This is a genomic window from Mycobacterium sp. SMC-4, from assembly GCF_050205565.1.
GTDB lineage: Bacteria > Actinomycetota > Actinomycetes > Mycobacteriales > Mycobacteriaceae > Mycobacterium.
In genome coordinates this window covers 241,697-254,323 of record NZ_JBNMQU010000004.1, presented here as the reverse complement: position 1 = coordinate 254,323, position 12,627 = coordinate 241,697, and the positions used below count along the sequence as shown (strand labels likewise).

The window sequence follows — 12,627 nt, the reverse complement described above, 5'->3', positions numbered from 1 at the left end:
GCGCCTACCATCCGATGCCCTGGTAGTTGGGGGTTCCGCGCAGATTCTCCGCGCCGGGCAACCGAACCAGGTCGACGATGAACCGGTCGGCTCCCGCGCGGTCGATGACGTCGACGACCCGGGGGTCGCGGGTTCCGACGACGAGCAGTTCACCGTGGTCGAACACCGCGTCGGCGTCGTCGGTCAGCAGTTCACCGATGTGCGGCAGTTGCTCGCTGATGACGGTCTTGTTCGCTCCGGTGAGCCGTGACAGGACGACGGTCGGGTCATAGATCTTGACCTCGAAGCCCTTGCCGATCAGACGTTCGGCGAGCTCCAGCATGGGACTGTCGCGCAGGTCGTCGGTGCCCTGTTTGAACGACAGCCCGAAGATCCCGACGCGGTGCCGTCCAGTGGCCATGATCATGTCGACGGCGCGTCGCATGTGACTCTCGTTGGAAGTCAGCAGGTTCGACAGCAGTGGTACGTCGAGATCGTTGCGTCGTGCGGTGTGGGTGAGCGCACGGACATCCTTGGGCAGGCAGGACCCGCCGAATGCGAAGCCGGGCCGCAGGTAGGCGGTGCTGATATTGAGTTTGGTGTCGGCCAGGAAGATCTCCATGACCTCGTGTGAGTCCAGGGCCAGGGCCGAGCAGATCGCTCCGATCTCGTTGGCGAAGCCGACCTTGAGCGCGTGGAAACTGTTGTCGACGTACTTGGTCATCTCGGCGACTCTGATCGGCACCTGGAACTGCCGGCCCGGAAGGCCGTCGTAGAGCGCCAGGACCGTCTTGCCGCTGCGGGAGTCCGTCTCCCCCACCACGGTCTTCGGCGGGTTGAAGAAGTCCCGCACGCTGGTGCCCTCGCGAAGGAACTCGGGGTTCACGCACACCCCGAAGTCGACCCCGGCGCGCTTTCCCGACGCGGCCTCCAGCCGTGGGATGAGCAGGTTCTCGCAGGTACCGGGCACCATGGTGCTGCGATAGACCACCACGTGCCAGGCGGTCTTGTGGGCCAACGCCGCACCGATGTCCTCGGTGACCTGTTCGAGGTACCGGGTCGACAGTCCGCCGCCGTGCGCCGACGGGGTGCCGACGCACACCAGCGAGAGCTCGGTGTGCAGGACGGCCGTCGTCGTGTCGCCGGTGACGGTGAGGGCTCCGCGGGTGACCGCCTCGGCTGCGAGGTCACCGAGCCGTTCCTCCACCACGGGGGACGCCCCCCGCCCGAGTGCGTCGATCTTCTGCTGATTGATGTCGACGCCGATCACCCGGTGGCCTTGCGAGGCCAGACAGACGGCGCTGACGCAGCCGACGTATCCCAGTCCGAAGACACTGACCGATGTCGAGATATGACCGTTCATGATTTGCTCACCAATCTCTTCGTCGAGGAGGAAGGCACACGGAAGACGGCCCCCGGCCGGCCGGTATCGATCGTCACCACGCGTCGGGCACGCCGCTCCGGCCAGCAGACGGTCAACGTCGACTCCGACCGGAAGATGTCGGGGATGAGGGGCTCACGGCAGTGTCCGATCCGCAGCAGGGACACCACCGCCACCGGCGCGACAGCTCGGCACCGGACACCGACCAGCCATGCCGGTATCCGGTTCTCGAGTTGTCCCGACCACCACCCGAGGTGGGAAGCGGGGTCTGCTCGCACCTGCTCGAATTCGAGCGGCGCGGTCGCTCCGTAGCACACGTCCAGGACGGGAACGCCCTCTCTGGTGATGCGCTGCCCGCCCGGGACGGCTGTCGATTCGAGGTCCGGGTGCAGTGGCCACGACACCGCCACGTCGTGCTCCGAGCGGCCGTCGATGAGGTCCACCACGACCACGGTCGGCTCGCCGGGCGGCGCGACGACCCACCGCCGGTGGCGCACCGGGTCGGCGATCCGCAGGTAGCCGTCGTGTTCGGCGTCGACGATTCCGCGGCCGAGATCGATTGCGTGGACGATGGTCTGCGCGTGGCGTTTCCAGAAGAACGGCCCGCCGGCGACCGACTGGTCGAGGCCGTCGACGCACACCGTCGGGTGTACGCGTGTGCCCCGGTGCACCGACCGGACTGCCGGGTCCCCGTAGAAGCTGCCGGTTCCCGGGTCCACGATCAACTCGTGACCGTCTGCGCTCAGGGTGACCGAGAGGGCGTCGGCGTGACCGTGCGCGGCGGTGGACAGATGGCCGAGGGGTCCGACATCGACCGTGACGCGACGCCCGGCGCTGCGCAGCACGACCAGCCCTCCCTCGGCGGCGTGGCTGCTCGGCGGCGGGTCGGCCGCTCCGATCCCCGCCCCGAGAGCGGTGACGTCGGTGCCCAGCACGTCGGCGAACCATGTTGCCGTGAGGGTGTTCTCGCCATACTTCGTCGCGACGGGATCGCCGGTGATCGCGGCGACGATACCCAGGTGTTGACGCACCGTGCGTTTGGGTTCGGCGCCCAACCGCAGCGCGAAGCTGTCGTCGTCGTCTCCGTAGCGGGGGTCGGGGTCACCGGATCCGACCAGGGCAGCCAGGTAGTGGGCGCCGCGCGTCAACGCCCCGGTCAGTGCCGCCGGCACCCGAGCGCCGTCGGCGCGCAGCAGCACGACCGCCGTCGCCAGCATTTCGGCGGTGAAGATCTGGTAGGTGATGGACTGCTCGGCACCGGCACCGTCGGACAGGACCAGGCGGTCGGCCTCCGCCACGAGTGTTTCCAGAGCGGGCGCGAACAGTGCTGCCGGCGCGACCAATTCGGGGAACAGCAGATGCACGGTGACCAGTCCGGTCATCTCACCGATCAGGTGGTTGTTGGCCGAGCTGAAACGGGAGCGGGCGTGCCAGCAGTAGCGGGCACTCGCGTCGAGCATCCGGGCGGCACGCCGGTACCGTTGGGCCGTCAACGCGGGTGAGTTCCGCAGTCCCTGCAGTGCGATGGCCACCGATGTCGCCCTGATGCCGGGTTCGAACGCGCCGCGCCATGCGATTCCGGTGCCGATCGGGTTCTGATCGAGCCACGAATCGAGATGGTCGAATGCCGTGTCGGCGTACCGGTCCTCGCCTGTCAGCAGCCATGCCTGGGCCAGGACGGGCAGATGCTGCAGCCGGTTGAGTTCCCAGATCCATTTCGGGTCACTGGGCGCCACCCGGTGGTCGATCCTGTTGCCGGCGAGCGCGGGCCAGCGATAACCGGTGTTCGGGTCGACGTTCCAGTCGACGGCGGTGCCGACATTCACCGTGTCGTATCCGAGGTAGGTCCGTTCCCCGGCCACGAGCCGGTCGGCCTCGGTGAGCAGCTGACGGGTGTGCTCCGGGTTCGTGTCCGAAACCCGCCGGGCGCGGTCCTCGTCGAGCAGCACGGGGCGGCCGGAGCCGGCACGGAAACCCTCCGTCAGGACCTGCCAGTTCGTTGTTGTGTGGCAGAGCATCTCGGCATCGGCGGGTTCCGACAGCCCGTCGCGACCGGTTACCGAGTCCGCCAGCCGGCGGACCCGCCAGAGTGCCTCCCTGGGCGACATCCGTGCCGCGCGACCGGCGTACCAGGCGAGGCTAGACATCGCCGGATCCTTCGAAGTACCGCTCGGAGAAGACGGCCGGTCGCAGCCAGTCGATTCCGGGCAGGGCGGCCAGTTTGGCCAGCAGGCCGGCGCGCTGCGAGCCGAACGCCGGGTCGACGGATTCCTTGAACGCCACCGCACTCTTCGGCGGATGGGTGAGCCGCGGCGAGATATGGATCCGCATGCCCGCGTCGGCCGCGGCATCCAGGGCAGCGTCGAATTCTCGGACGTCCTCGGTATCGCGCACATTGAAGAAGTTGAGGTACTCGAACCCGCGCCGGTCGGCGGCGAGCATTATCCGGAAGTCGGACTGGATGTCTTCGAAGCCGACCAGCAGGTCGCCGTGATGAAGCGAAGAGATGTACCCGTCATTCACCTGGTCGATGTCATTGGCGGGATTCCAGTACAACAGGACAGAACCCACGAAGGTGCTGACGAACACGCAGGCCACTGTGGCTCTGAGCCACCGCAGCGGATGGGTCATCCGGGCGGCGCCGCGGGCGGCGAGGATGGCCACCAATGGCAGAGTCCACAGGGAGAATTCGTCGGAGATACCTTCCCACCACGCGAAGAACAGCAGCTGCGGGATCATCGGAACTGTCACGAGAAGAACCAGGCCCCTCTCCTTCAGCCCGACCCACAACCCGCGCACCGACAGCAGCGCGGTCAGCAGCATGGCGATGGCCGCCGAGATCCCGGCCAGCATCGCCACAGGAGCGGGGACATCGCGGACCAGATATGGGAACGGATAGGTCGCGCGGTACGGATATCGGTCCTGAACCGCCTGTGCCACTTCCTCATTGCCGAACATCACATTGGTCGAGACGAGGGCGCGGGTCTCGCCCGCCGCGATGTTGGCCAGGGTGCCGATCCCGATTTGCTTCTGGTCGGCGCGCGGTTCGAAGGACTCGACGTATCCGACGCCGAACGCGACGAAACCGTGTTGCTGTTCCTCGGGCAGCGAGAGGTACGCGACCGCATAGATGGCCACCGCGAGCGAGCAGACCGCTGCCGGCACGGCGATACCGATGAGCGCTCGCCGCAGCGCCGTCGCCTTGCGTGTCAGCAGCACGGCGGGGATCAGGCCGAGTACGAAGACGACGTGAGCCTGATGGTGGGTCAGCATGAGTGTGAACGCCACGACCGCGGCGAGGGCATACCACCGAGCGCCGCGAGTCCGCCGCGTGGTGAGTCCGCAGTAGACGCAGTACACGCCGATGATCATCAGGGCGGCAGCGGGTATGTAGACGTCGCCGGCGATCGAGTACGACCAGTAGCCTGCGCTGACGCCGCACAGTAGTGCGCCCCACAGTGCGGTCTTGCCGAGACCGGCCCGCACCAGCAGTCGGTACAGCACGGCCAGCCCGATCGCACCCCACACTGCCGAATAGAACGCGAGCAGCGACACCGGGTTGACGGTCAAACCCACATCGAGGAGCAGCTGATAGAGCCACCGCATGGGGTTCAGATACAGGTGATGACTGTTGATCAGATTGCCCGACTGGGTGAGTTGGTACGCCCACGACAGCGAGTCGTCGGCATAGTTGTGATTCTGCGTCGGCAGCAGCGCATAAACCATCAGCGGGCCGACGAACACCGCGAACTGGCTGACCATGCCGGGAGTGCGCGAGGTGGAATCGTCGGCGGGGCCGGCACCCGTCGACGCGTCGTCGCCCGCCTGTGGGGCGTCCAGCAGATCCCCGGGGGTGCTCACGCCACTTCTCCGCCCGCGGCCAGGGCGTATTCTTTCCGGCGACCTGCGTCGAGCAACTCGCGGTAGAACCGGATGAGGCTGCGGCTGGACGCTTCCCAGGACAGTTCTGTTTCGACCCGGTGGCGTCCGAGCTCTCCCATGCGGCGGCGGCGCTCGGGGTCCCGCAGCAGCGTGTCGATGGCGCGCGCGAAGCCGAGTTCGTCGTTCTCCGGCACGTAGACCGCGGCGTCTCCGGCCGAGACGCGCGCCTCTGCGAGGTCGAAGGACACGACCGGGCGGCCCATCGCCATGTATTCGACGACCTTGTTCATCGTCGACACGTCGTTGAGCGGGTTGGACGGGTCCGGCGACAGACACACGTCGGCGGTCGACAGGCACCTCTCGACGAATTCTTCGGGCACCCGGCCGGGGAATTCGACGAGGTCGGAGATGCCGAGTTCGGCACTGAGCTCGATCATGTCGGGCAAGACGTCGCCGGCTCCCATGAAGATGCAGTGGAAGTCGTCGCGTCCGATCTCGGTGCGCAGGAGCCGCACCGCGCGCAACGCGTAGTCGACACCGTCCTGGGGGCCCATCACACCCAGGTACGCGAGCAGGAATCGCTTGCCGTGCAACAGGTCTCTGTCCTCCGGTTGGGGCACGAAGCGGCTCAGGTCGGGGGCGCTGCGGACCACGGTCACCCGGCCGGGAGCCATGCCGCCTCGTTCGATCGCGATCCGGCGGTAGCTCTCGTTGGTCGAGATCACCGCGTCGGCGGATGCGAAGGTGATCCGCTCGACGTACCGGGTCATCCGGTAGAGCCAGCGACCGCCGCGGGCGAAGCGGGAGAGGAACAGCTCGGGTACGAGGTCGTGGTGGTCGAACACGAAACGGGTCCCCCACGGGCGCAGCACCAGCGCGATCAGGAACAGCAGATCCGGTGGGTTACATGCCTGCACGACATCGATCCGGCTCTCCCGGCGGACCTTGACCGCGAGGCGCAGCGTGTGCCACAGCGCAAGGGTGTATTCGCGCAGATATCCCTTCGGGCCACCCGTTGCCGGGCGCAGCGGGTACCGCAGGATCCGGACGCCCTCGATGACCTCTTCGCGCGAAGTGTCCTGGGTGGTTCCGACCGGGCAGATCACCGTGACCTTGAACCCCGCGCCTGTCAGCGCCTGGGCCTCCTGCCACACCCGCCGGTCGAACGGCACCGAGAGGTTCTCGACGAGGATCAGAATGTGTGGGTTCATGCGTTGACTCCGTCCACTGGGGTGTGCGCAGGGGTGACGAGTTCCTCGATCGCGTTCTGTGCGGCTTCCACGCTGCGATCGAGGGTGAATGCCGACTCGACGTGGCGGCGGCCGGCGCGTCCCATTCGACGCGCGGTGAGTGGGTCCGCGAGGATCCGGATGAGCCGATCAGCCAGTTGCACGGGGTCTTTCGGCGGCACCAGATGTCCGGTGATTCCTTCTTGAACCACCTCGGTGACGCCGCCGACCGCGGTACAGACGGCCGGCCGGGCGCAGGCCATGGCTTCCAGCAGCGCCATCGGGAGGCATTCGGTGGTCGAGGTCAGCGCGAACACGTCCACCGCGCGCAGGATCCGGCCGACGTCCGACCGGGCACCGGCGAAGTGCACACGCGGTGTGATTGCCAAGGTGTCGCAGAGCAGCTCGAGCTCGTGTCGGCACCGTCCGTCCCCGACGACGAGGAACTCGGCTTCCGGGATCCTGTCGAGGACCAGCCGGGCGGCGCGCAGGAATGTGGCGTGGTCCTTCTCCGGCCGCAGTGAACCCAGGATTCCCACCAACGGTGCGCCCTGTCCGATGCCGAACTCGGCGCGCACCTCCGGGTCGGTGGGACCGTCGAACAGTGTGGGATCCACTCCGTTGTGGATGATCCGGATTCTGTCTGCGGCATAACCGCGTTCGTGTATCAGGAAGCGGAGCTGGGCGTTGGCGACCCCGAAGTAGGCTGTGGTCCACCGGCTCAGGCCCTGGTCCACCAGTCGGTGGATCACGCTGCGCGGCGTGATCTCGCTCGCGTTGTGTACCCACAGGACGGTGTGTCCGACGCCGGCGATCCGCGCCGCGACGCGCCCCAGGGTCTCGGCGTTGTATCCGGACATGACGACCACATCGGTCTGTTCCCGGCGGAACATGGCCGCAAGTTCGCGCACTGCGCGCACCGGCTGCCCCTTGCGCAGGTTCAGCGCGGTTGCCGGGATGCCGGCCTCCCGCAGGTCGGCGAACATGTCGCCTTCCCCGCCGATGCACACGACGGTCGGCGCAAACCGTGCTGGATCCAGCCGTGGCAGCAAGGTGGTCAGATGGCGTTCCGCCCCACCGGCTTTCATGAGCGGGACGACGAACGTCATCCTGGTCGGGTGGCCGCTCATGCGCACACCTCCCGGTAGAGCACGTCGAGTCGGCGCGCGATTGCCTCGGTGTCGAACTGCTCGCGGATTCTGAGGTGGGCCGCGGCTCCGTACCGGTCGCGCAACTCGTGGTCGCCGATGACCTTCCGCAGCGCGTCTGCGACGGCCTCCGCGTCGTCGGGCGGAATCAGGATGCCGGCGCCGCCGCCGATCATCTCGGGCAGGCCGCCGACGTCTCCTGCGATGACGCAGAGGCCGCGGGCCATGGCTTCGAGGACCGCCATCGGCTGCCCTTCGTTGCGCGAGGGCAGCACCAGCACCTGCGCACGGTCGAGCATGTCACCGACCTGCGTCTCGGAGAGCCAGCCGTGCACGGTGACCGTGTCTTCCAGGCACAGGTCCTTGACGTATCGGCGCGCACGGTCGATCTCGCCGTCGCCGGCGATCGTCAACGTGGCCGTGGTGCCGCTCGCCGTGACGAAGTCGGGCTCGCAGTTCAGCTTGGCCCATGCGTCGAGCAACCTGAAGGTCCCCTTGTGGTCGCCGATCCGTCCGAGGAAGACCACCGAAAGAGGCACCGCAGAGCGCTGGGCGACCCGCGGTGCAAGGCGAACACCGTTGGGAATGGCGTGGATCCGCGCGTCCGGAACGATCTTCTGCATCCGGTCGGCCCACATCTGCCCGAGTGCGACGAACGCGTCCGCGCGGCGCAGCGTCGCGCGGACCATCGCGCGAACCGCGCGGGGCGAGTCTTCGTAGTCCTGCGGGAAGCCCGACCCGTGCATGTGCAGGACGACCGGGGTGCCGGTGATCCGGCTGATCCAGAACAGGATCGCCTTGCGGACGAAGCTGCCCCGGGTGCTGGCATGCAGATGAATCACACTGGGGCGGAATCGGATCAGCTCGACGACGAATCGCAGCGTGCCGCTTGCGAAGACGGCGATCTTCTCCGCAGCGGTCCCGTCGCGGTGGGTGGCGACATGGCGGACGTTCCAGTCCTGCCACACAGAGGTGTCCTGAATGGCGCGGACATAGGACGCGATGCCGCCCCGCGTCTGCGTACTGGTGGACACCCACAACGCCTTCTGGTCAACCATGGCGCACCGGTTCCTGTCGGACGTCGCCGACCGGTGCGCCGGCGCGGCTCTTGACTCGCTCCGACCAGCCGACAGCGATTCCGACAAGCAGGAATGTGGTGGCGGTCGGGAAGTCGAAGTAGCGGAGGTCGACGGTCAGCCCGGTGCAGACCAGGATCGCGAGGGCCATGATCGCGAGGACCGCCAGCGGACGTCCACACAAGTCGTGGTCACAGAGTGAGCGATACGCGCTGCGCAGCCGAATGACGATGAGAACCAGCACCGACAACCACAGGACCAGACCGATGGCACCCAGCTCGGCGAGCACGCCCATCTCGTTGGAGTGGGCGGCCTCGCCGTAGCCGCCGGCCCAGGGCACATCCTGCGACCACTGTTGGTGGTGGAAGGTGTTCACCGCCGGGAATCGGCCGATCCCCCAGCCCGCCAACGGTTTCTCCGTCCGCGCCCACAATGCTGTCTCGATGTCGTTGAGCCTGGACTGCACTTCGCTCGCCGAGGCCACGCCGCCCGCTTCGCGGTCGCTGCTGGTGAAAGCCGCCCAGTTCAGCAGCACTGCAGTGGTGACGAGCCCGAGAGCGGCGACGAACCCGCTCCGGAACCCCTTGGCCGACAATGCCCCGATGACGAGCACGAGCACCGCGCTGAGCCAGACCGCGCGCGTATGGGTCAGGTAGATGCCGACGCCGCACGAGGCGACGATGACGACTGCGCACCACCTCCGCCACGCGGGCTCACCGCGGCTGCTGACGAAGAACATTGCAATCGCGAACCCCAGTGTCAGCACCATCCCGTTGACCACCGGCTGGTTGAACACGCCGACGGCACGGCCGTCCCATGCCGGATCGTCCACGATGTACCGGGGCCAGACCCAGCTGCCCAGCCCGGCTGCCGGCATGATGCTCACCGCTGCGGAGTACGCGGCCAGCAGAAGGATCGTCCACAGGAGTGCGCGAACGGCTGCAGGACGGTCGAAGGTGTAGCGGCCGACCACGTAGAGCGTGAACGGGATCAGCGTGGCGACCACGATGAAGCGCACGACCGGCAACGGTCCACCGGTGGCGGGGTCGATCGCCGCGTACTCGTGCGGCGAGACCATGGAGTAGATGTTCCAGAACAGGAACAGAGCCATCGTCCACTCGACAGGCCCGGTACCACTCACCCGCAACGATGTACGTTCCAGCCACAGCACCGTCGCAAGCACCAGCAGCACGAACACCAGCAACCACAGCTCCACCGGGAGTCCGCTCGCCGCGGCCAGCGGTGTCCGCAGGAACAGCGTGACGATCATCAGCATCACGGCGAAGGGCGGACTCTTCAACGCACAGGTTGCCAAGATCCCCGCGGTGGCGAGGGTGACCAGAAGCTGACCCGGGTTGACGGACACGGCCACGGCTGCGCCCACCGCGACGGTGCCGACCGACGCGATGACGACGGCGGGTAGGTGCTCCCGAACCCGATAGGTCTGGGTCTCGGTCGACGGGGCGCTGTGCAGGGCGATCATCGACGTGGGTCCAGAATTCTCGGTCGACCCTCGAGGCCGCCGGCTCGGTGGGACAGCACCACCTGGGATCCCACGGTCTCGCGTGTCTTCCCGTCGACCAGCACAGCGCCCAGCAACTCGGCGTGGGCTTTGCCCAGACCCTCGGCTGCCTCGACGACGTCGCCGGCACGCGAGACCCGCTTCCCGACGACCAGGATCGTGAAATCAGCTGCAGCGCACAACGGATGGGTCTCGATGGTGGCTGTGATCGGCGGTGCGATGATGACGACGACGTCTGCCTCCGCCCGTAGCTTCTCGAGTACGGCGTCGATACGTTCACGGCTCATCAGCGGATACCGGTCGGCGACATCGGACCCCGCCGGCAAGATCTTCAGCGACTCCATCGGGGAATCGACCAACGCCTGCTCGACCAGTGCGAGGTCGGTCAACACGTTGTTGAAGCCGGGAGCAGACGAAGGCAGGGCGCCCTCGTTGTTCGCGTAGACCAATACGGTGCGGCGGCCCTGCTGGGCGGAGAGCCGGGCCAGGTCTTCGGCCACGTCCTGGGCTGCCCGCACTCCACGGCAGTCCGTGAGCGTGATCGCCGCGGACTTGGGGAGTTCCTGGAGACTGATGAAATTCGCCAGCATCCGTAACCGCTCCTCGCGCAACCGGTTTCCGCGGATCAGGCCGGATCTGGGCACCTCGATCAACGGCTCGACCCCCGTCTTGTACGCAAGGTCGCGGGAGTTCGTCAGCCGCGGTGACATCGCGGCGAGGCCGAGTGCGGCCAGGGCGCCGAGGAACAGCCCGCCCAACGCGCCCGTAAGAACCTGCTGCACGAACTCGGGTTCCATTTTGGTGACGCCGGCGCGCAGTTGCAGATCCCGTAGGTTGTCGGTGGCCTCGGCACGCAGATCGTCAAGCCGCTGCTGCACGATGGGAACCAGTGGGTTCATACTGCCGTCGGGCTCGGGCTGGGCTTTGAGAACCTGTACCTGGCGCTCCAGATCACGAATCTGCGTGTTGAATCTGGCGTTACGCACGGAGTTGATGTCCTCGCTGAACGCCGCTGCCACCTGTTGGGCGGCAGTCTGCGCGACCTCGGGATCCTGCGCAGTCGCCTCGATCGTCAGGATCGGACTGGCCGCGACGGTCCTGGCTTCGAAGGTGACGTTCTCGGGCACCTGCGTCCGCTCACGCAACCGGCCGATGGTCACGGGTTCGTTGAACAGCGTCGCGTAACCCACTGCCATGGTCGCGTCTTGCTCCGGCGTTCTCTCGGGCGAGGACTGGACGAGAAGGGCCTTACCCACGTATGTGGCGTCGGTGTCCGATGACTGGACTGCCGTGGCGAGGACGGTCAGGGTGACCGTCAGCGCCACCACCCACCACCGTTGGCGGATCTGGTCGATGTGCCGCGCGAGTTGGGAATTCATCAGGCGCCGTACACCGCGAGAGGCTCGGGCTCCAGCACACCGCGCAACCAGTGGAGGGTGTTCTTGATGCCACGTTCTACGTCGACCGACGGTACCCAGCCGAGGTGGTCGCGGGCCTTCGTCACATCCAGCGCGATCGCCTGCACCTCCCCGGTGCGAGCAGGTGCATAGCGCGGCGGCGGTGTCCCGCCGAGCGCCTCGGAGATCATGCGGTGGACGTCATTGGTGGTGGTCTGCTGTCCGGTGCCGATGTTGTAGATCCCGGGCGCTGCAGACCGACAGCGACCGGCGCGCACGAACGCCTCGACGACGTCGTCGACGTAGACGTAGTCACGGCTGGCCGTTCCGTCTCCGAACACCGTCACCGGTCGGCCGGCCAGCAGACTGCTGCTGAAGATGGCGATCACACCGGCTTCACCGTGCGGGTTCTGGCGCGGTCCATACACGTTGGCCAGGCCGAGGCTGATGGGGACGATGCCGTACATGTCCGCGTAGGCGTTCAGGTAGACCTCGCCGGCATATTTTGCTGCGGCGTAGGGCGACAACGGATCCGGCGGAGTGTGCTCGTTCACCGGCAGAGAGGTTGGTGCACCGTACCGCGAGCCGCCCGAGGCGGCGTAGACGATCTTGCGCACCCCGGAGGTGCGGCAGGCCTCCAGGACGTTGATCGTTCCGAGCACATTGCAGCTGGCGTCGTGCTGCGGGTCGGCGACCGAGGCGCGAAGGTCGACCTGCGCGGCCAGATGGTAGACGACGTCGGGCCGTGTGGCCGCGACCAGATCGTGAAGCGCCGAGGCGCGTACGTCGACCTTGTTGAAGACGAAATGCCCGCTGCGGCCGTAGCGACGGCAGGCATGCTCGAGGTTGGTGGTCTGCCCGGTGCTCAGGTTGTCGATGCCGAGCACCTGATGACCTTCTGCCAGGAGCCGGTCGACCAGGGTCGACCCGATGAAACCTGCCGCGCCGGTGACTATTGTCCTCATCATTTTCCGAACCTTCGATCCCTCAGTGATTTCGGCTTTCGCCGGTGC

At 67.1% G+C, this 12,627-nt stretch carries 9 protein-coding genes; all 9 read right to left on the bottom strand.

Annotated elements, in window-relative coordinates; translation table 11 throughout:
• Window positions 1-4 precede the first annotated feature (4 nt).
• Genes ACQI46_RS09960 through ACQI46_RS09920 form a run of 9 tightly spaced genes read right to left on the bottom strand, consistent with a single transcriptional unit; the run spans window position 5 to window position 12,579 of the window.
• Window positions 5-1,342: a nucleotide sugar dehydrogenase gene (locus ACQI46_RS09960; protein WP_427093815.1), complete on the bottom strand. Its 1,338-nt coding sequence runs from the start codon at window positions 1,340-1,342 to the stop codon at window positions 5-7.
• Window positions 1,339-3,507, bottom strand: a complete 2,169-nt coding sequence (locus ACQI46_RS09955; RefSeq protein WP_427093814.1) for an alginate lyase family protein — start codon at window positions 3,505-3,507, stop codon at window positions 1,339-1,341. The genes ACQI46_RS09960 and ACQI46_RS09955 overlap by 4 nt, the downstream gene beginning before the upstream one ends.
• Window positions 3,500-5,221, bottom strand: coding sequence for an ArnT family glycosyltransferase (locus ACQI46_RS09950; protein ID WP_427093813.1), 1,722 nt, complete (start codon window positions 5,219-5,221; stop codon window positions 3,500-3,502). Before ACQI46_RS09950 ends, ACQI46_RS09955 begins: the two co-directional genes overlap by 8 nt.
• Complete coding sequence (locus ACQI46_RS09945; RefSeq protein WP_427093812.1) at window positions 5,218-6,453, bottom strand: glycosyltransferase family 4 protein; 1,236 nt, start codon at window positions 6,451-6,453, stop codon at window positions 5,218-5,220. Before ACQI46_RS09945 ends, ACQI46_RS09950 begins: the two co-directional genes overlap by 4 nt.
• The gene (locus ACQI46_RS09940; protein WP_427093811.1) at window positions 6,450-7,601 is read right to left on the bottom strand and encodes a glycosyltransferase; all 1,152 of its coding nucleotides are present in this window, start codon (window positions 7,599-7,601) and stop codon (window positions 6,450-6,452) included. Before ACQI46_RS09940 ends, ACQI46_RS09945 begins: the two co-directional genes overlap by 4 nt.
• Window positions 7,598-8,677, bottom strand: coding sequence for a glycosyltransferase family 4 protein (locus ACQI46_RS09935; RefSeq protein ID WP_427093810.1), 1,080 nt, complete (start codon window positions 8,675-8,677; stop codon window positions 7,598-7,600). The genes ACQI46_RS09940 and ACQI46_RS09935 overlap by 4 nt, the downstream gene beginning before the upstream one ends.
• A complete protein-coding gene (locus ACQI46_RS09930; RefSeq protein WP_427093809.1) occupies window positions 8,670-10,178 on the bottom strand; it encodes an O-antigen ligase family protein in 1,509 nt (502 codons plus the stop codon). The genes ACQI46_RS09935 and ACQI46_RS09930 overlap by 8 nt, the downstream gene beginning before the upstream one ends.
• Window positions 10,175-11,596: a hypothetical protein gene (locus tag ACQI46_RS09925; RefSeq protein ID WP_427093808.1), complete on the bottom strand. Its 1,422-nt coding sequence runs from the start codon at window positions 11,594-11,596 to the stop codon at window positions 10,175-10,177. Before ACQI46_RS09925 ends, ACQI46_RS09930 begins: the two co-directional genes overlap by 4 nt.
• Entirely contained in the window at window positions 11,596-12,579 is a 984-nt protein-coding gene (locus tag ACQI46_RS09920) for an NAD-dependent epimerase/dehydratase family protein (protein ID WP_427093930.1), read from the bottom strand. The genes ACQI46_RS09925 and ACQI46_RS09920 overlap by 1 nt, the downstream gene beginning before the upstream one ends.
• Between the last annotated feature and the right edge of the window lie 48 nt (window positions 12,580-12,627).